The sequence below is a fragment of the Pseudomonas sp. yb_9 genome (assembly GCF_043103635.1).
GTDB classification, from domain to species: Bacteria; Pseudomonadota; Gammaproteobacteria; order Pseudomonadales; family Pseudomonadaceae; genus Aquipseudomonas; species Aquipseudomonas monteilii.
In genome coordinates this window covers 1-18,178 of the sequence record NZ_JBICKA010000027.1, presented here as the reverse complement: position 1 = coordinate 18,178, position 18,178 = coordinate 1, and the positions used below count along the sequence as shown (strand labels likewise).

Annotated in this window: 15 protein-coding genes; 11 read left to right on the top strand and 4 right to left on the bottom strand. The window is 64.0% G+C overall.

Annotated elements, in window-relative coordinates; all coding sequences use genetic code 11:
• Positions 1 to 149: 149 nt before the first annotated feature.
• The 3 genes from ACF8MI_RS06890 to ACF8MI_RS06880 form a co-directional block, all read right to left on the bottom strand.
• On the bottom strand, positions 150 to 521 hold the full coding sequence (locus ACF8MI_RS06890; protein ID WP_025754639.1) for a translation initiation factor Sui1: 372 nt from the start codon (positions 519 to 521) through the stop codon (positions 150 to 152).
• Between the two features lie 226 nt (positions 522 to 747).
• Positions 748 to 1,284, bottom strand: a complete 537-nt coding sequence (locus ACF8MI_RS06885) for an NUDIX hydrolase (RefSeq protein ID WP_060499511.1) — start codon at positions 1,282 to 1,284, stop codon at positions 748 to 750.
• 2 nt (positions 1,285 to 1,286) lie between these two features.
• The gene (locus ACF8MI_RS06880) at positions 1,287 to 2,354 is read right to left on the bottom strand and encodes a DUF2333 family protein (RefSeq protein WP_060499512.1); all 1,068 of its coding nucleotides are present in this window, start codon (positions 2,352 to 2,354) and stop codon (positions 1,287 to 1,289) included.
• A 248-nt stretch (positions 2,355 to 2,602) separates the two neighbouring features.
• Between ACF8MI_RS06880 and ACF8MI_RS06875 the strand changes: the two genes are divergently transcribed.
• The 6 genes from ACF8MI_RS06875 to accC all read left to right on the top strand — a co-directional run bounded on the left by ACF8MI_RS06875 (position 2,603) and on the right by accC (position 10,607).
• Positions 2,603 to 3,961, top strand: coding sequence for a diguanylate cyclase (locus ACF8MI_RS06875; protein WP_060499513.1), 1,359 nt, complete (start codon positions 2,603 to 2,605; stop codon positions 3,959 to 3,961).
• Positions 3,962 to 4,090: 129 nt separating this feature from the next.
• The gene (locus ACF8MI_RS06870) at positions 4,091 to 6,052 is read left to right on the top strand and encodes a methyl-accepting chemotaxis protein (protein ID WP_200929054.1); all 1,962 of its coding nucleotides are present in this window, start codon (positions 4,091 to 4,093) and stop codon (positions 6,050 to 6,052) included.
• A gap of 210 nt (positions 6,053 to 6,262) precedes the next feature.
• Positions 6,263 to 8,035 (top strand): protein-disulfide reductase DsbD, encoded by a 1,773-nt coding sequence (locus tag ACF8MI_RS06865; protein WP_200929053.1) that lies wholly within the window; start codon positions 6,263 to 6,265, stop codon positions 8,033 to 8,035.
• Positions 8,036 to 8,214: 179 nt separating this feature from the next.
• A complete protein-coding gene (gene aroQ / locus ACF8MI_RS06860; protein ID WP_003255330.1) occupies positions 8,215 to 8,670 on the top strand; it encodes a type II 3-dehydroquinate dehydratase in 456 nt (151 codons plus the stop codon).
• A 99-nt stretch (positions 8,671 to 8,769) separates the two neighbouring features.
• Positions 8,770 to 9,234: an acetyl-CoA carboxylase biotin carboxyl carrier protein gene (gene accB / locus ACF8MI_RS06855; protein WP_016715395.1), complete on the top strand. Its 465-nt coding sequence runs from the start codon at positions 8,770 to 8,772 to the stop codon at positions 9,232 to 9,234.
• 17 nt (positions 9,235 to 9,251) lie between these two features.
• On the top strand, positions 9,252 to 10,607 hold the full coding sequence (accC, locus tag ACF8MI_RS06850) for an acetyl-CoA carboxylase biotin carboxylase subunit (protein WP_016715394.1): 1,356 nt from the start codon (positions 9,252 to 9,254) through the stop codon (positions 10,605 to 10,607).
• 71 nt (positions 10,608 to 10,678) lie between these two features.
• On the opposite strand, the gene ACF8MI_RS06845 is transcribed toward accC, so the two are convergent.
• Positions 10,679 to 12,532: a sigma-54-dependent Fis family transcriptional regulator gene (locus ACF8MI_RS06845; protein ID WP_060499516.1), complete on the bottom strand. Its 1,854-nt coding sequence runs from the start codon at positions 12,530 to 12,532 to the stop codon at positions 10,679 to 10,681.
• Positions 12,533 to 12,815: 283 nt separating this feature from the next.
• Between ACF8MI_RS06845 and ACF8MI_RS06840 the strand changes: the two genes are divergently transcribed.
• The 5 genes from ACF8MI_RS06840 to ACF8MI_RS06820 are packed head-to-tail and all read left to right on the top strand — an operon-like array spanning position 12,816 to position 18,148.
• Complete coding sequence (locus tag ACF8MI_RS06840; protein ID WP_060499517.1) at positions 12,816 to 13,871, top strand: ATP-NAD kinase family protein; 1,056 nt, start codon at positions 12,816 to 12,818, stop codon at positions 13,869 to 13,871.
• Between the two features lie 22 nt (positions 13,872 to 13,893).
• The gene (locus ACF8MI_RS06835; protein ID WP_060499574.1) at positions 13,894 to 14,871 is read left to right on the top strand and encodes a thiamine pyrophosphate-dependent dehydrogenase E1 component subunit alpha; all 978 of its coding nucleotides are present in this window, start codon (positions 13,894 to 13,896) and stop codon (positions 14,869 to 14,871) included.
• 33 nt (positions 14,872 to 14,904) lie between these two features.
• Positions 14,905 to 15,927, top strand: coding sequence for an alpha-ketoacid dehydrogenase subunit beta (locus tag ACF8MI_RS06830; RefSeq protein WP_010951829.1), 1,023 nt, complete (start codon positions 14,905 to 14,907; stop codon positions 15,925 to 15,927).
• The gene (locus tag ACF8MI_RS06825) at positions 15,924 to 17,030 is read left to right on the top strand and encodes an acetoin dehydrogenase dihydrolipoyllysine-residue acetyltransferase subunit (protein ID WP_200929052.1); all 1,107 of its coding nucleotides are present in this window, start codon (positions 15,924 to 15,926) and stop codon (positions 17,028 to 17,030) included. Before ACF8MI_RS06830 ends, ACF8MI_RS06825 begins: the two co-directional genes overlap by 4 nt.
• A 53-nt stretch (positions 17,031 to 17,083) precedes the next feature.
• Positions 17,084 to 18,148: a 2,3-butanediol dehydrogenase gene (locus ACF8MI_RS06820; RefSeq protein WP_223625067.1), complete on the top strand. Its 1,065-nt coding sequence runs from the start codon at positions 17,084 to 17,086 to the stop codon at positions 18,146 to 18,148.
• Positions 18,149 to 18,178: the final 30 nt, after the last annotated feature.

Sequence of the window (18,178 nt, the reverse complement as noted above, 5' to 3'; positions counted from 1 at the left end):
AAGTCCCCTATAGATAAGTCGAAGACACTGCCCCGCAGGCAGCGGAGCGAGTGTAAAAGCTGAAAATGACGATTCATCCGTGCCCAGGCATAGACCTTGACCACGGGAACGAGTTTAGAAAGCGCTGGGCAAAAAATCGCCCGATGGCCTCAGCCGCCGGACTTTTTCGCCTTGAAACCCTGTTTGGTCAGCTCGCCGATCAACAGCTCGACATGGTCGCCCTGGATCTCGATCACTCCGTCCTTCAGGGCGCCACCGGTACCACAGCGGCGCTTGAGCGTGGTCGCCAGCTCCTTGAGCTGGTCGAGCGGCAGCGGCACGCCGGTGACGGTGGTCACGGTCTTGCCGCCACGGCCTTTGCTCTCACGGCGCACACGGGCAATGCCGTCGCCTTCGGGGATGATTTGTTGCTTGCAGATGCAGGCGTCCACCGGCTGGCCACAGTCGGGGCAGTGTCGACCGGCATCGGTGGAGTACACGAGACCGCCAAGGGCGGAAAAGGAAGAAGCTTTCTTGGCCACTTTTGTTCCTCTGTGCTGAGGACAAAAACTGGTCGTGCCTTGGGGTAGAGGCCGACCGCGAAGCCCCACTCTGGCAGGGGCGGCGCTACTGCCGCAAGATCCTGCGACAGCCCGAAAAGGGCGCGCAGTTTAACGATAAATGGGGCGGTTGCTAAGTACTGGATTGCGGCATTTTGCGAATGTTTTGCGACCATCCGGCCAATGGGGCTGCTTTTCAGCCCCAACTTTACTTCAGGCTGGCCTTGTAGCGCTGTAGCGCCGCCAAGGAGTCCGGGCAGTAAGGCTTCGTCAGGCTTTCCTCTTCAGCCAACTCAAGGCTGACGAAACGCGCCTCGATGACCTCTTCCGGCTGCAAACGCAACGGCGCATCCGACACCGCCGAATACACCGCACACCACAAACGGTTGTCGGGCTGGTCAAAATAGAACCGCTCGTGAAACCGCAGCTCCACCCCTTCAATGCCCAACTCCTCGGCCAGCTCACGCGCCGCCGACTCGGCATAACCCTCACCGGCAGTCACCATGCCGCCCGCCGCCACATCCCAGTACCCCGGGTACAGCGCTTTGCTCAAGGTCCGCCGGTGCACGCACAACTCACCGGCACTGTTGAACAGCAGAATGAACGTGCAACGCCCGATCAAAACCCGCTCGCGCAGCTCAGCACGCGGCAACGCCCCTAGCACCTGGTCGGCTTCGTCCACCCAGGTGACCAGTTCGCGGTCGGAAGCCGCCCGGTGGGCGGCCTCGTTTGGGCTGATGGCCATTATCAACCCTGCGACAGCAGCTGACGCAGGTCGATGACCGCAGCGTTGGCCCGGGAAATGTAGTTGGCCATGACCAGCGAGTGGTTGGCCCACATGCCGAAGCCACTGCCGTTGAGCACCATCGGGCTCCACAGTGGCTCTTGCGAGGCTTCCAGCTCACGAATGATCTGACGCACGCTGACTGTGGCGTTCTTCTTCGCCAGCACGTCGGCAAAGTCCACCTCGATGGCGCGCAGCAGGTGCGACAGCGCCCAGGCCTGGCCACGGGCTTCGTAGAACACGTTGTCGATCTGCAGCCATGGGGTTTCCACCAGCTCTTCATCCACCTGCGGCGCCTGGCCGGCAACCACCGACTCGGTCTTCAGCGTGGAGTTCAGCTTCACCCGGCCAACGCTGGCCGACAGGCGCTGCGACAGCGAGCCCAGGCGGGTGGCCACGTCACCCAGCCAGTTGTTCAGGTTGTCGGCACGGGTGTAGAAGATCGCGCCCTTGTCGCCGGCAGCCAGGCGGGTCTGGTAGCGGCCCAGCGACTTGATGCCCTCTTCGAACTCCGACTCGCTCGATGGCAAGATCCAGCTCTTGTTGTCGAAGTTGAAGCGCGGCTCGGCCTTGGCCAGGTCGGCGTCTTCGGTGGACTGCGACTGCGAACGGGCAAAGTCCTTGCGCAAGGCGCGGGACAGGTCGCGTACCTGGACCAGCACGCCGTATTCCCAGCTCGGCATGTTGTCCATCCACAGCCCGGGCGGGAAGCGGTCGTTGGAAATGTAGCCGCCCGGCTTGTTCAGCAAGGTGCCGGCCACGGTCTTGAGGGTTTCGAGGGTGGTATAACCCACCACCATCTGCTGGCCGGTGCGCTCGGCAGCGGCTTGGGCATTCTGCTGCACCGGGAACAGCGCAGGCTCCTGGCTCCAGTACCAGCCCAGGCCGATACACACCAGCAGGTACAACCCGATCAGGGTCCCCAGGGCACGGCTCCAAAGGCCGCCAAGGTAGCTACGGGCAGCAGCGCCGCGGCCATCGACACGCTCGCGGGGCTCGGCTTTGGCCTCGCGGTTTTTCCAGTCCAGCATGGCTTTGTCCTTAATCAGTCACGACGGTTCAGGGGCTTGGACCACAGGCCTGCGCCAGGGTGCCACGGCAAGCCCGTGTGGCAGCACTATAAAGCAGACACCCCCGTACGCATAAGCGACCAATCGGTCAGCAACTGAATATTCGTTCTGGCCGCTTTGTTGATGCAGGGCACTCACGTATTCGGAAAGAGCTGCTAGCATAGAGCCATCATTGCCCCTGCACACCCCAACCTATAAGTAGCCAGGACATGAGCAAAGCAGTCGAGCCGAGCCCGCAGTGCCCCGCCCAGCAGCTGACGCGTAGCGGCCTGCGCAAGGATGACCCGCTCGACCAGGTGCTGCTGCCGCCCCTGCGCAAACCGGTGTACATCCTGCTGCAGGACCACGAGCGCGCCCAGCGCCTGGCCCAGCAGCTGGAATTCTTCGGCCTGGTGGTGCAAGCGCTGCCCAGCGCTGCGGCGCTCTGCGCTTCAATCAACGAATATCCACCCTCGGCCATCATCATGGACGTCGACTTCACCGGTGCAGGCCAAGGCTTGCTGCTGGCCGCCCGGGTGCAGCAGGCGCTGGCGCAACCTGTTCCGCTGCTGTTCTTCAGCCACCACGAAGCCGACACTCCGACCCGCCTGGCCGCCGTGCGCGCGGGTGGCCAGGATTTTCTGACCGGCAGCCTTGAAGCTTCCAGCCTGCTGGAAAAAGTCGAACTACTGACCCACATCACCCAGCAAGACCCGCTGCGCGTGCTGATCATCGACGACTCACGCACCCAGGCCCTGTACACCGAGCGCGTGCTGGCCGGTGCCGGTATGGTGACCCGCAGCCTGACCGACCCGATCCGTACCATGGCGGAGCTTGCCGACTTCCAGCCCGACCTGATCATTCTCGACCTGTACATGCCAGCCTGTACCGGCCCGGAGCTGGCCAAGGTGATTCGCCACAGCGACCGCTACGTGAGCGTGCCGATCATCTACCTGTCTGCCGAAGACGACCTGGACAAACAGCTGGACGCCATGAGCGAAGGTGGTGATGACTTCCTGACCAAACCGTTTCGCTCACGCCACCTGATCACCACCGTGCGCAACCGCGCCGCCCGTGCCCGGCACCTGAAGGCGCGTATGGTGCGCGACAGCCTGACCGGGCTGTACAACCACACCCACATCCTGCAACTGCTGGAAGACTGCAGCTTCCGCGCCCGCCGTGAACAGCAACCGTTGAGCTTTGCCATGCTCGACATCGACCATTTCAAGAAGATCAACGACCGCCATGGCCACCCCATGGGCGACCGGGTGATCAAGAGCCTGGCCCTGTTTCTCAAGCAGCGTTTGCGCAAGACCGATTTCATCGGCCGCTACGGTGGCGAGGAGTTCGCCATTGTCATGCCCAACACCGCGCTGGACGCAGCACACAAGGTGCTGGACGAAATCCGCCGGCGCTTTGCCGAGATTCTCTACCCGGCGCAACCCCGGGATTTGCAGTGCACGTTCAGTGCCGGCGTGGTGCAGCTGGATGACGGGCTCGATGCGCTGACCATGGCCAGTGCGGCGGACGAGGCGCTGTACCGGGCCAAGCATGCCGGGCGTAACTGTGTAGTGCGGGTAGAACCCTGAGCAGTTTTAGCAATACAGGCACTGTGCCACTTTTTTCTGACGCCAGCCCCTTGTCGTCATCACCCGGTCACAAAATCGCAATAACTTCAGGCGCCTACCTCTACTCACCTGCGCAGGAAGTTCGCGGCTATGCGCCTGAAGTGGCTGACCAATTTCAACACCCTGTTGCTGGTGACCGTGTGTCTCGCCTTGGGCGCCACCTTGTGGTGGTCGCAGCGCGCCCTCGAGCGCCCCTACCAGATGATGGAGCGTTACCTGGGCCTGTCTCAGCAGTTTCAGAACCAGACGGCACGCAACATCCAGGCGTACCTGGCCAGCGGCGACGCACTTCGCCATGCCGCCGCCATGGAGGGCGACCAGCAATTGCAGGCCGCCCTGGCCGACTGGCCCGTTGAGCTGGCCGAAAAACTGCGCCCCAGCCTGGACAGCCTGCAGGCTTTTACTGCCAATGAGCTGCTGGCCGCTGGCAAACTGGCCGGCGACCCACAAGCCCTGCTGCTGCAGGCCGAGCGGGAGCTGGGAGCCAACGTCGAACAACTGGCCGGCTACGCTCGCGACAGCGGCAACGCCGATGCCAACCGCTACCTGTTGCCATTGCTCGATGCCACTGTGCACCTGAGCCGCCTTTCGCTGGCCCGGGACAAACTGGTCAACAGCGGCCGCCCGGAGCTTGCCGACGAGGTGGAGCGCGAGCTGCAACTGATCCGCGCCCAGGCTCAAGCCATCGATGCCTTGCCCTTGCTTGGCGTAACCCGCGCCGCCGAGTCCGGTGCCGACGACTTCGCCGCGATGATGGGCCTTGAGACCCAGGCCAATGCCCAGCAGGAAGACATCGCGGTTGGCCTAAAGCGTGAACTGCAAAGCCTGCTGAGCCGCTACCCGGCTGAATTGCAGCGTACCCGCGAACAAATCGAACGCCGCGGCGCCCTGGCCGCCAGCACTCATCAACGCCTGGAGGCCGTGCAGCTAGCCATCGCAGCATTGGAACCCGAAGTGCGTGGCCAGCATGCGAAAATTGCCGCCGAGGTGCGCATCATCCAGGGTTTGATGATTGGCCTGATCCTGCTGATCGCCTTGTTGATCGACACCCTGCAGCGCCGTCTGACGCGTACCCTCACCGGCCTGGCACCCGCCTTGTCACGGTGGGCCGAAGGCGACTTCGCCCAAGGTATCACCCTGGGCAAGACCAACCGCGAACTGCGCGACATCCAGGAGTCGCTCAACCGCCTGCGCCAGTACCTGGTGGAACTGGTCGGCACCATCCGCCACAACGCCGAACAGGTGGCGGGCAGCAGCCACGCGCTGGCCGGTATGAGCGCCGCCCTGCACGACGGCGCCGAACGCCAGGCGGGCGATACCGGGCAGATCCGCGACGCCCTGGGCGAACTGGAAGCGACCATCCAGCAAGTGGCAGGTGATGCCAGCGCCGCCGCCGACGCCAGCCGCGATGCCGGGCGTGCGGTGGAGCAAGGCCAGGCGGTGATCGGCCAGAGCCTGTCAGGTTTGCGTGAACTGGTTGATGAAGTGCAAGGCAACGCCCGCATGATCGAGCAACTGGCGGAAGAGTCGGCCACCATCGGCGGGGTACTGACGGTGATCCGCTCGATTGCCGAGCAAACCAACCTGCTGGCGCTGAACGCCGCCATCGAAGCGGCGCGTGCGGGTGAGATGGGCCGTGGCTTTGCCGTGGTTGCCGATGAGGTGCGCTCGCTGGCGCAACGCACCACGGGGGCTACCGGCGAGATTCAGGCACTGATCGACCGCCTGCAGCAAGCCGCGAGAAGTTCGGTGGCAGGGATGCGTGCGCAGCTTGAGCATGCCGAGGCCACAGCCAACCAGGCCCAAGCGGCGGATGGCGCGCTGGATGAGATTGTCTGTGCCATTCGCACCATCTCGGATACTGCCGTGCGGATTGCCGATGTCACGGCGCAGCAGAGCGGCGCGGTGAGTGAGATTCGTGACCACAGCGAACGGATTCATGAGTTGGGTGAAGACAACCTGCAGCGCATTGGCGAGGGGCGTGAGCAAGGGGAGCAGTTGCTGAGCCTGGGCGGCGAGCTGAACCGGGCGGTGGGGGCGTTCAGGGTATGAGGAAGCATGCGCGATACCTGTGGGAGCGGGCATGCCCGGGAACACCGGCGCAGCCGGTGCCATCCATCGCGTCGCCCGCACAGGGATCGTGAAACGGCCGACACAGGCATAGTATCTTCAGCGGCCATGTGTCGCCCCCTAAGCCCACATGGCCCCATCCCCCACCAACTCCGCTATCATGCCCGGCACGTTCCACCTCGCGAGTCCGCCATGCGCCGCCTGTTTTTCCTGCTGTTCCTGCTGCTGGCCAGCCCTGCCTTCGCCACGGGCCTGCTCGACAACCGCCCCAGCGCCACCCTCGGGGCCGCTTCGCTGTCCAATAACGCCGACTTCCTGCCGGTGCACGAGGCCTTCAAGCTCAGCCTGATCCAGGCCGATGCGCACACCCTCAAGCTGCGCTTCGTCGCCACCGAGGGCTACTACCTTTACCGCCACCGCTTCCAGTTCCGCACCGAGCCGGCCGACATTGCCCTGGGCACGCCCAATATCCCCAAAGGCGAGGCCAAACACGATGAGTTCTTCGGCGACGTCGAGGTTTACCACGGCGTGGTCGACGTCGAACTGCCGCGCACCGACCCACGTGCCTTCACCCTGCTGGTGGGCTACCAGGGCTGCGCCGACAAGGGCCTGTGCTACCCACCGGAAACCGAACGCCTGAGCATCGAGGGCGAAAGCGGCGCAAATACGCCGGGCGCTGCGGAACACGCCTGGAACTGGAAATCACTGCTGCTGTTCTTCCTTGCCGGGGTTGGCCTGACCTTCACCCCGTGCGTGCTGCCGATGCTGCCGATCCTGTCTGGCGTGGTGCTGCGTGGCCAGGTCGGCGGCCTGCGCGGGCTGGCACTGTCGCTGGCCTACGTGCTGCCGATGGCGGCCAGCTTCGCCGTACTTGGCGCGCTGATGGGCCTGTTCGGTGCCGGCCTTAACCTGCAGGCGCGCCTGCAATCGGCCTGGGTGCTGGTGCCGTTCGCGCTGTTCTTCGTGGTGTTCGCCCTGGCCATGTTCGGCCTGTTCGAACTCAAGCTGCCGCAGGCCCTGAGCAACCGCCTGAACAACGTCGCCAACCACACCCGGGGTGGCTCGCTGCTCGGCGCGGCCGTGCTCGGCGTGCTTTCCAGCCTGCTGGTTTCGCCTTGCGTGTCCGCCCCCTTGGCCGGTGCCCTGCTATACATCAGCGCCAGCGGCGATGCCGTGGGCGGCGCGCTCAAGCTGTTTGCCCTGGGCCTCGGCATGGGCGCGCCATTGCTGCTGGTAGCCACCGGTGGCGCAGCCTGGCTGCCCAAAAGCGGCCCTTGGATGAATACCGTGAAAAACGCCATCGGTGTCCTGCTGCTGGGGCTGGCCATCGGCTTGCTCAGCCGCGTGCTGCCGGGCCCGGTGACCTTGCTGCTGGTCGGCTTCCTCGCCGCTGGCGTAGCGCTGTTCCTCGGCGCCCTGGAGTTCGTCGTAAAAAGCCCACGCCAGCGCCTGGCCCAACTGCTCGGCCTGGGCTTGCTGGTCTACGCCCTGGCGTGCTGGTATGGCGCGCTGAGTGGCCAAGGCGACCCGCTACGCCCGCTGCCGGTTGCAACACTGGCGGCCAGCGGCAACAACCCGGCGGCAAAGGCGGATGCCTGGCAAACCATCACCACCCCCGCCGCACTGGACGCGGCGCTGGCCCAAGCCAAAGCGGCCGGCCAGCCCGTGCTGCTGGACTGGTACGCCGACTGGTGCATCAGCTGCAAGGTGATCGAGCATGAAGTGCTGAACGCGCCACAGGTGCAAACGCAGCTGACCGGCTTCAAGTTGCTGCGTTTCGACATCACCGAGAGCAATGCCGAGCAACGCACGCTGCTCGACCGCTATCAGCTGTTCGGCCCCCCCGCCTTGCTCTTCTTTGCCGCGAACGGCAGCGAAATGACCGCCGATCGGGTGATTGGCGAGATAAACGCCGGTGAATTTGCGCAAATTCTGACACGCGTGCGCAGCAAAGTCGGTCTATAACTTCCCCCGTGCCGGGAAAAATCCTGAAATAGGTGACCAGATTTAATTATTTGGTCACATACTTCGCGCGAATCTCGGACATCGTGCTGGCTACTGCCGGGAACTGGACACCTGCCGTCGCTTTGCGGCACACTCGCCGCGCTGTGTCGAATTGCCCTACAAATCCAAGGAATCCGCAGATGGCAACGCTACTGGTGCTCCACGGCCCCAACCTCAACCTGCTCGGTACCCGCGAGCCAGGCCACTACGGCGCCGTGACCCTGGCCCAGATCAACCAGGACCTGGAGCAACGTGCCCGCGCCGCAGGCCACCATTTGCAATACCTGCAGAGCAATGCCGAGTACGAACTGATCGACCGTATTCACGCCGCACGCAACGAGGGTGTGGACTTCATCCTGATCAATCCGGCTGCTTTCACCCACACAAGCGTCGCATTACGTGACGCATTGCTTGCGGTGAGCATCCCATTCATCGAAGTGCACCTGTCCAACGTGCACAAACGCGAACCGTTCCGTCACCACTCCTACTTTTCTGATGTTGCCGTAGGGGTGATCTGCGGCCTGGGCGCCAGCGGTTATCGCCTGGCCCTGGAGTCCGCGCTGGAACAACTGGCTGCCAACGCACAGCCCAAATGATGAAAACCCTGGCCTCAGTGGGCCAGGGTTCTAGAGAAACGTTCAGTTACGTTTTTTTGTATTTCGCCCCCTGACCGAACCTTTGGGAGTTGATGATTAATGGATATCCGTAAAGTCAAGAAACTGATCGAGCTGCTGGAAGAGTCTGGCATCGACGAACTGGAGATCAAGGAAGGCGAAGAGTCGGTCCGTATCAGCCGTCACAGCAAAACCCCGGCTGCCCAACAGTACTTCGCACCGGCTCCGGTAGCCGCTGCTGCACCTGTTGCCGCCCCGGTTGCCGCTGCCGCTCCAGCCGCCGAAGCCGCTGCCGCCGCCCCGGCCCTGAAAGGCACCGTGATCCGCTCGCCAATGGTAGGTACCTTCTACCGCAAGCCTTCGCCAACCTCGCCAAACTTCGCTGAAGTGGGCCAGACCGTGAAGAAAGGCGACACCCTGTGCATCGTCGAAGCCATGAAGATGATGAACCACATCGAAGCCGATGTTGGCGGTGTCATCGACGCCATCCTGGTAGAAGACGGCCAGCCGGTTGAGTTCGACCAGCCGCTGTTCACCGTCGTTTGAATCGCGGAGAGCCAACGATGTCTGGGAAGCTCGAAAAAGTCCTGATCGCCAACCGCGGGGAAATTGCCCTGCGGATCCTGCGTGCCTGCAAAGAGCTGGGCATCAAAACCGTCGCTGTGCACTCCACCGCCGACCGTGAACTGATGCACCTGGGCCTGGCAGACGAGTCGGTCTGCATCGGTCCTGCATCGTCCAAGGATTCCTACCTGCATATCCCGGCAATCATCGCTGCCGCCGAAGTCACCGGCGCCACCGCGATTCACCCGGGCTACGGCTTCCTGGCAGAAAACGCCGACTTCGCCGAGCAGGTTGAAAAATCCGGTTTCGCCTTCATCGGCCCGAAAGCCGACACCATTCGCCTGATGGGCGACAAGGTTTCGGCCAAGGACGCGATGATCAAGTCGGGCGTACCGACCGTACCGGGCTCCGATGGCCCGCTGCCGGAAGACGAAGAAGTCGCCCTGGCGATCGCCCGTGACGTCGGCTACCCGGTGATCATCAAGGCCGCCGGTGGTGGTGGTGGTCGCGGCATGCGCGTGGTGCACAAGGAAGAGGACCTGATTGCCTCGGCCAAGCTCACCCGTACCGAAGCCGGTGCAGCCTTCGGCAACCCGATGGTGTACCTGGAGAAGTTCCTGACCAACCCACGTCACGTGGAAGTGCAGGTACTGTCCGACGGCCAGGGTAACGCCATTCACCTGGGCGACCGTGACTGCTCGCTGCAGCGCCGTCACCAGAAGGTACTGGAAGAAGCACCAGCCCCGGGCATCGACGAGAAAGCCCGTCAGGAAGTGTTCAAGCGCTGCGTCGATGCGTGCATCGAGATCGGCTACCGTGGTGCGGGTACGTTCGAGTTCCTGTACGAAAACGGCCGCTTCTACTTCATCGAGATGAACACCCGTGTGCAGGTTGAGCACCCGGTGTCCGAGATGGTGACCGGTATCGACATCGTCAAGGAGATGCTGAGCATCGCCGCTGGCAACAAGCTGTCGTACCGCCAGGAAGACGTGGTGATTCGTGGCCACTCGCTGGAATGCCGTATCAACGCCGAAGACCCGAAGAAGTTCATCCCGAGCCCAGGCAAGGTGAAGCACTTCCACGCCCCGGGCGGCAACGGCGTACGCGTCGATTCGCACCTGTACAGCGGTTATTCGGTTCCGCCGAACTACGACTCGCTGATCGGCAAGCTGATCACCTACGGCAAGGACCGCGACGAAGCCATGGCGCGCATGCGCAATGCCCTGGACGAAATCGTCGTCGACGGCATCAAGACCAACATCCCGCTGCACCGCGACCTGGTGCGTGATGAAGGTTTCTGCAAAGGCGGCGTCAACATTCATTACCTCGAACACAAGCTGGCCAACGAGCATTGATCGAGTAGTGTGATGCACCAGAACCCCGGCCTTGCGCCGGGGTTTTTTATTGCCTGTCAGGGCCTGAGGGCCTATCCCTTCATGCGCGGCATTTCGATGCGGTGCTCATGCACCCGCCGATACAGCGTCGCCCGCGATATCCCCAACGCCCGCGCCGCATCGGCCGGCTTCCAGCGATGGCGAATCAGTGCATCCAGCAACAATTGCCGGGCCGGGCAAGACACGCTGCTTTCAGGCGAAGCAACCGCTTCACCGCGCACCTCCTGCGGCAAGTCCTGCAATTGCACCTGCCCGCCTTCACTCACCGCGCAGGCATAGCGCAACACCTGCCGCAGCTGGCGCAAGTTTCCCGGCCAACGGTAAACCAGCAATGCTTGCAGCGCATCATCTGCCAACACCACCTCGACAGCACACGCATCGGCCTCCTCGGCCAGCAGCTGATGAATCAGCCCCAACCGATCCTCACGCTCCCGCAGCGGCGGCAACTCGAAGCGGGCATTGGCCAGGCGGAAGTACAGGTCTTCACGAAAACGCCCGTCCTCAACCATCGCGGCCAGGTCGCGATGGGTGGCGCAGATCACCTGGATGTCCACACGCTCACGCCGTGCGGCGCCCAGCGGCGCCACTTCACCTTCGGCCAGCACCCGTAACAAGCGCGTTTGCAGGTTCAGCGGCATGTCGCCGATTTCGTCGAGGAACAGCGTGCCGCCATCGGCCTGCTGCAACAGCCCTTGCATGCCTTTGCTGGAGGCCCCGGTAAAGGCCCCAGCCACGTAACCAAACAGCTCGCTCTCGATCAGGCTTTCCGGAATGGCCGCACAGTTCAGCGTGACGAACGGGCCATCCCGGCGCTGGCTTTGCTGGTGCAGTTGGCGGGCGAACACTTCTTTGCCAGCCCCGGTCTCCCCTTGCACCAGTACCGCCAGATTGCAGTCCTTGACCCGCGTGGCCAGGCGCAGGTGCTGTTCGATGCGTGCGTCCTGGGCCTGGCGCAACGGCTGCGCGCGCTGGCGTTGCCGTGGGGCGCTGACCCGACCATAGAGCCCCCCCAGACCCGGCAGGCGCTGGGCCGACGCCGCGCTCACCCGGCGTAGCTGGTCGATGTCGAACAGCTCACCGATATGCTCGGGCAAGCGCCCCAGGCGCTCCACCAGCCGTTGCCGCGCCAGGCTGTTGATCGCCTGCAGGCGGCCATCGGCATCCCAGGCCAGCAGGTAGTCCGGCTGGCTTTCCACATAACCCGGCGTGCCGTGGGCGCGCATCACCCAGTGGCCTTGGGCACTGTGCATGAAAAAGGCGTTTTCGATCTCGCGGGCGGTCTGCTCAACCAGTTGGCGGATCAGGTGCTGGCTACGGCGGTCGTCTGGCGACTGCAAGGCTGACACATCCACCACGCCCAACAACTCGCCCAGCGGGTCGAATACCGGTGCCGCCGTGCAGGTCAGGCCGATGAACGCAGCGCGGAAGTGGTCGCGCTTGTGCACGGTGACCGGGGCCTTGGTGGTCAACACCGCCGCCACGCCGCAGGTACCCTCCTCGCCTTCCGACCAGCAGGTGCCCAGGTACAGCCCGGCCTTGCGGCAGTCGTTGCGGATGGCCGACTCGACCCGGTAATCGATGGTGCGCCCCTGGGCATCGGTCAGCAGTACGCAGTAGTCGGCACCGCGTACCCGTTCGTGCAGGCGAGCCACAGCATCGCTGGCGATGCGCAGGAACAGTTCGGCGCGTTCGCGGCACTCGTTCAGCAGGCTTTGGGAAAGGATACGCGGCCCCTGCTGGGACCCCGGGTCGAGGCGGTAAAGGTCCATGGAGCGGCGCCATGAATCGAGAATCAGCGGTGGCACCGGCGCCTGCGGCAGGCGGTCGGCATTCTTCAACACCCTGCTGACGCAGTCGACATGGGCTCGGGAGTTCGCGGCAAGCATTCAGGCCCTCCGGTTCTCGTTGCTGTTTTTATCGTTGTCCGGCCATTAAGCGCCTCTGGGCATGCCCCGACAAGCACTGTGTGATTACCGGCTGGCTTGAGACGCCGCGTCTCAGCGTCTCGGCAATGCCGGCCTGGCACTGGCACCCGGCGTCTCGCCAGCACCGTGGCACAGGCATGCCAGAACGCAATCAAAGCCTTCTATCCCGGCCACTTCAGCCAAATAAAAGAAAGCTGGCACCGCGCTTGCTCCTGCCTTGGCAAACAAAAATACGAGGTGCGCCATGCCGCTACCCGCCCCGATTGTCGGGATCATTGCCAACCCTGCCTCTGGCCGCGACCTGCGCCGCCTGACCGCCAATGCCGGGCTCTATTCCAGCACCGACAAGGCCTCGGCCATCCAGCGCCTGCTGGCGGCCTTCGGTGCCACCGGTATCGGCCAGGTGCTGTTGCCCAGCGACATGACCGGCATCGCCGCTGCCGTGCTCAAGGCCAGCCAGGGCCCGGGCGCCCGAAACCAGCACTGGCCTGACCTCGAAATACTCGACCTGCCGCTGAACCAGACCGTTGCCGACACTCGCCTGGCCACCCGGTGCATGGTCGAGCGCGGCGTGGCGATGATCGCCGTGCTCGGTGGCGATGGCACCCACAAGGCAGTCGCTGCCGAGGCCGGTGACGTGCCGCTGCTGACGTTGTCCACCGGCACCAACAATGCGTTCCCCGAACTGCGCGAAGCCACCAGCGCTGGCCTTGCCGGTGGCCTGTTCGCCAGCGGCCTGGTACCCGCCAGCATCGGCCTGCGCCGTAACAAGCGCCTGCTGGTAAGCGTGCCCGAGCAACAGCTGGCCGAATGGGCCTTGGTCGAAGTGGCCGTGTCGCCACAGCGCTTCATCGGCGCCCGTGCGCTCAGCCGCAGCGAGGACCTGAGCGAAGTCTTCGCCTGCTTCGCCGAACCCCATGCCATCGGCCTCTCGGCCCTGTGCGGCCTGTGGTGCCCAGTGTCACGCCAAGACCCGCACGGCGCCTGGGTACGCCTTTACCCCGGCGCCGAACAAGCATTGCTCGCGCCGCTGGCGCCCGGCCTGCTGCAAGCCTGCGGCATCACCGCCAGCGGCCCGCTGACACCTGGCGTTGCCCATCGCCTGAGCCTGACCAGCGGCACCCTGGCCCTGGACGGCGAACGCGAGATCGAATTCGCCGAGCACGACACGCCCACCGTCACCCTCGACCACCAAGGCCCGTTGAGCGTGGATGTCGAGGCCGTACTGGCGCATGCCGCCCGCCATCACCTGCTGGCCGTACCGCGCGGCCACCGGCTGCACCCTGCATCCCCGCGTTGAGACAACCCTGGAGAACAACAAGATGTCCAATCAACTGAGTCCCGAACAACTGCTGCATGCCTATGAAGTGATGCGCACCATCCGTGCCTTCGAAGAACGCCTGCATGTGGAATTCGCCACCGGCGAGATCCCAGGCTTTGTCCACTTGTACGCTGGCGAAGAGGCCTCGGCCGCCGGGGTCATGGCCCATTTGCGCGACAGCGACTGCATCGCGTCAACCCACCGTGGTCATGGCCACTGCATCGCCAAGGGCGTGGACGTGTACGGCATGATGGCCGAGATCTACGGCAAGAAGACCGGCGTATGTGGCGGCAAGGGCGGCTCGATGCACATTGCCGACCTGGAAAAAGGCATGCTCGGCGCCAACGGCATCGTCGGCGCTGGCGCCCCGCTGGTAGCCGGGGCGGCGCTGGCCGCCAAGATCAAAGGCCGCGACGATGTATCGGTGGCCTTCTTCGGCGATGGCGCCTCCAACGAAGGTGCGGTGTTCGAGGCCATGAACATGGCGTCGATCATGAACCTGCCCTGCATCTTCGTGGCCGAAAACAACGGCTATGCCGAGGCAACTGCCTCCAATTGGTCCGTAGCCTGCGACCATATTGCCGACCGCGCCGCCGGTTTCGGCATGCCGGGTGTCACCATCGATGGTTTCGACTTTTTTGCGGTGTACGAGGCCGCTGGCGCGGCCATCGAGCGCGCACGCTCCGGGCAAGGCCCGTCGCTGATCGAGGTCAAGCTCAGCCGCTACTACGGCCACTTCGAAGGCGATGCGCAAACCTACCGCGCCCCGGATGAAGTGAAGAACCTGCGCGAATCCCGCGATTGCCTCATGCAGTTCCGCAACAAGACCACCCGAGCCGGCCTGCTCACTGCCGAGCAACTGGACGCCATCGACGCCCGCATCGAAGACCTTATCGAGGACGCCGTGCGCCGCGCCAAGTCCGATCCCAAGCCACAGCCCGCCGACCTGCTCACCGACGTTTACGTCGCCTACCCCTGAGCCGCGGATTACAAGAACAACAGGAGAACCACCATGGCAAGAAAGATCAGCTACCAGCAGGCCATCAACGAAGCCCTGGCCCAGGAAATGCGGCGCGACAGTACGGTGTTCATCATTGGCGAAGACGTGGCCGGCGGTGCCGGCGCCCCGGGCGAGGATGACGCCTGGGGTGGCGTGCTGGGCGTGACCAAAGGCCTGTACCACCAGTTTCCGGGCCGCGTGCTGGACGCGCCGCTATCGGAAATCGGCTATGTCGGGGCCGCCGTCGGTGCCGCCACCCAGGGCCTGCGCCCGGTGTGCGAGCTGATGTTCGTCGACTTCGCCGGCTGCTGCCTGGACCAGATCCTTAACCAGGCCGCCAAGTTCCGCTACATGTTCGGCGGCAAGGCAGTCACCCCGCTGGTGATGCGCACCATGTATGGCGCCGGCCTGCGTGCGGCGGCCCAGCACTCGCAGATGCTCACCTCGCTGTGGACGCACATCCCGGGCCTGAAAGTGGTGTGCCCGTCCTCGCCTTACGATGCCAAAGGCCTGTTGATCCAGGCGATCCGCGACAACGACCCGGTGATCTTCTGCGAGCACAAGCTGCTGTACAGCATGCAGGGGGAGGTGCCGGAAGAGGTGTACACCGTACCGTTCGGCGAGGCCAACTTCCTGCGCGATGGTGACGATGTGACCCTGGTCACTTACGGGCGCATGGTGCATGTGGCGCTGGAGGCTGCCAACAACCTGGCCCGCCAGGGCATCGACTGCGAGGTGCTGGACCTGCGCACCACCAGCCCGCTGGACGAAGACAGCATTCTGGAAAGCGTGGAAAAAACCGGCCGCCTGGTGGTGATCGACGAAGCCAACCCGCGTTGCTCCATGGCCACCGACATCAGCGCGCTGGTGGCGCAGAAGGCCTTCGGCGCGCTCAAGGGCCCGATCGAAATGGTCACCGCACCGCACACCCCGGTGCCGTTCTCCGATGCCCTGGAAGACCTGTACATCCCTGACGCGGCGAAGATCGAAGCTGCCGTGCGCAAGGTGATCGAAGCTGCAAGGAGTGCCGCATGAGCCAGATCCATACCCTGACCATGCCCAAGTGGGGCCTTTCGATGACCGAGGGCCGGGTGGACGCCTGGCTCAAGCAGGAAGGCGACGAAATCAACAAGGGCGACGAGGTGCTGGACGTCGAGACCGACAAGATCAGCAGCAGCGTCGAAGCCCCGTTCAGTGGCGTACTGCGCCGCCAGGTGGCCAAACCGGATGAAACCTTGCCGGTCGGCGCGCTACTGGCGGTGGTGGTGGAAGGCGAAGCCGAGGACGCCGAGATCGACGCGGTGGTACAGCGCTTCCAGGCCGAGTTCGTCGCCGAAGGAGGCGCCGATCAGGCACAAGGGCCGGCCCCGCAGAAGGCTGAAGTGGGCGGCCGCCTGTTGCGCTGGTTCGAACTGGGCGAAGGCGGTACGCCGCTGATACTGGTACACGGCTTCGGCGGCGACCTCAACAACTGGCTGTTCAACCACCCGGCGCTGGCAGCCGACCGCCGGGTGATCGCCCTCGACCTGCCGGGGCACGGCGAGTCGGCCAAGGCCCTGCAACGGGGCGACCTGGATGAACTGAGCGAAACCGTACTGGCCCTGCTCGACCACCTGGATATCGCCAAAGCCCACCTGGCCGGCCACTCCATGGGTGGCGCGGTCAGCCTGAACGTGGCGCGCCTGGCGCCGCAGCGGGTGGCCAGCCTGAGCCTGATCGCCAGTGCCGGCCTGGGTGAGGCAATCAATGGGCAGTACCTGCAAGGCTTTGTTGCCGCCGCAAACCGCAACGCCCTCAAACCGCAGATGGTGCAGCTGTTCGCCGACCCGGCACTGGTCACCCGGCAGATGCTGGAAGACATGCTCAAGTTCAAGCGCCTGGAAGGTGTTGATAACGCCTTGCGCCAGTTGGCATCGGCCATTGCCGAGGGTGACCGCCAGCGCCATGAACTGCGCGGCGTGCTGGGGCAGCATCCGGCACTGGTGGTATGGGGCGGCAAGGACGCGATTATCCCGGCCAGCCACGCAGAGGGCCTGGAGGCCGAAGTGCTGGTGCTGCCAGAGGCCGGGCATATGGTGCAGATGGAGGCGGCCGAACAGGTCAACCAGCAGGTGCTCGCATTCCTGCGAAAGCACTAAGCCCTTTCCCGTGAGCCTGGAGAACAACAATGAATGACCTGAGCCACACCCACATGCGCGCCGCCGTCTGGCATGGCCGCAATGACATTCGCGTCGAACAGGTACCCCTACCAGCCGACCCGGCACCCGGCTGGGTGCAGATCAAGGTGGACTGGTGCGGCATCTGCGGCTCCGACCTGCACGAATACGTCGCCGGCCCGGTGTTCATCCCGGTGGAGGCACCGCACCCGCTGACCGGCATCCAGGGCCAGTGCATCCTCGGCCACGAATTCTGCGGCCAGATCGCCAAGCTTGGCGAAGGCGTGGAGGGTTTTGCGGTAGGTGACCCGGTGGCGGCGGACGCCTGCCAGCATTGTGGTACTTGCTATTACTGCACCCACGGCCTGTACAACATCTGCGAGCGCCTGGCGTTCACCGGCCTGATGAACAATGGCGCCTTTGCCGAGCTGGTCAACGTACCCGCCAACCTGCTGTACCGCTTGCCGCAAGGCTTCCCGCCAGAGGCGGGGGCACTGATCGAGCCGCTGGCGGTGGGTATGCACGCGGTGAAAAAGGCCGGCAGCCTGCTTGGGCAAACGGTTGTGGTGGTGGGTGCAGGCACCATCGGCCTGTGTACCATCATGTGCGCCAAGGCTGCGGGCGCGGCGCAAGTGATTGCGCTGGAAATGTCCTCGGCGCGCAAGGCCAAGGCCAAAGAGGTAGGCGCCAACGTGGTGCTGGACCCTAGCCAGTGCGACGCGCTGGCGGAAATCCGTGCACTGACCGCCGGGCTGGGGGCCGATGTGAGCTTTGAGTGCATCGGCAACAAGCACACGGCCAAGCTGGCCATCGACACCATCCGCAAGGCGGGTAAGTGCGTGCTGGTGGGTATTTTTGAAGAGCCTAGCGAGTTCAACTTCTTCGAATTGGTATCCACCGAGAAGCAGGTACTGGGAGCGTTGGCGTACAACGGCGAGTTTGCCGATGTGATTGCCTTCATTGCGGATGGCCGGCTGGATATTCGCCCGCTGGTGACCGGGCGGATCGGGTTGGAGCAGATTGTCGAACTGGGCTTCGAGGAACTGGTGAACAACAAAGAGGAGAACGTGAAGATCATCGTTTCGCCTGGCGTGCGCTGACTGCTGCAACACCTTGTTCCCACAGGTACT

Bases quoted from the DNA above. Each gene is read 5' to 3' on its own strand.
- ACF8MI_RS06885 (WP_060499511.1), bottom strand. From the start codon at position 1,284: ATGGCCATCAGCCCAAACGAGGCCGCCCACCGGGCGGCTTCCGACCGC.
- ACF8MI_RS06880 (WP_060499512.1), bottom strand. From the start codon at position 2,354: ATGCTGGACTGGAAAAACCGCGAGGCCAAAGCCGAGCCCCGCGAGCGT.
- ACF8MI_RS06875 (WP_060499513.1), top strand. From the start codon at position 2,603: ATGAGCAAAGCAGTCGAGCCGAGCCCGCAGTGCCCCGCCCAGCAGCTG.
- ACF8MI_RS06870 (WP_200929054.1), top strand. From the start codon at position 4,091: ATGCGCCTGAAGTGGCTGACCAATTTCAACACCCTGTTGCTGGTGACC.
- ACF8MI_RS06865 (WP_200929053.1), top strand. From the start codon at position 6,263: ATGCGCCGCCTGTTTTTCCTGCTGTTCCTGCTGCTGGCCAGCCCTGCC.
- aroQ (WP_003255330.1), top strand. From the start codon at position 8,215: ATGGCAACGCTACTGGTGCTCCACGGCCCCAACCTCAACCTGCTCGGT.
- accB (WP_016715395.1), top strand. From the start codon at position 8,770: ATGGATATCCGTAAAGTCAAGAAACTGATCGAGCTGCTGGAAGAGTCT.
- accC (WP_016715394.1), top strand. From the start codon at position 9,252: ATGTCTGGGAAGCTCGAAAAAGTCCTGATCGCCAACCGCGGGGAAATT.
- ACF8MI_RS06845 (WP_060499516.1), bottom strand. From the start codon at position 12,532: ATGCTTGCCGCGAACTCCCGAGCCCATGTCGACTGCGTCAGCAGGGTG.
- ACF8MI_RS06840 (WP_060499517.1), top strand. From the start codon at position 12,816: ATGCCGCTACCCGCCCCGATTGTCGGGATCATTGCCAACCCTGCCTCT.
- ACF8MI_RS06835 (WP_060499574.1), top strand. From the start codon at position 13,894: ATGTCCAATCAACTGAGTCCCGAACAACTGCTGCATGCCTATGAAGTG.
- ACF8MI_RS06830 (WP_010951829.1), top strand. From the start codon at position 14,905: ATGGCAAGAAAGATCAGCTACCAGCAGGCCATCAACGAAGCCCTGGCC.
- ACF8MI_RS06825 (WP_200929052.1), top strand. From the start codon at position 15,924: ATGAGCCAGATCCATACCCTGACCATGCCCAAGTGGGGCCTTTCGATG.
- ACF8MI_RS06820 (WP_223625067.1), top strand. From the start codon at position 17,084: ATGCGCGCCGCCGTCTGGCATGGCCGCAATGACATTCGCGTCGAACAG.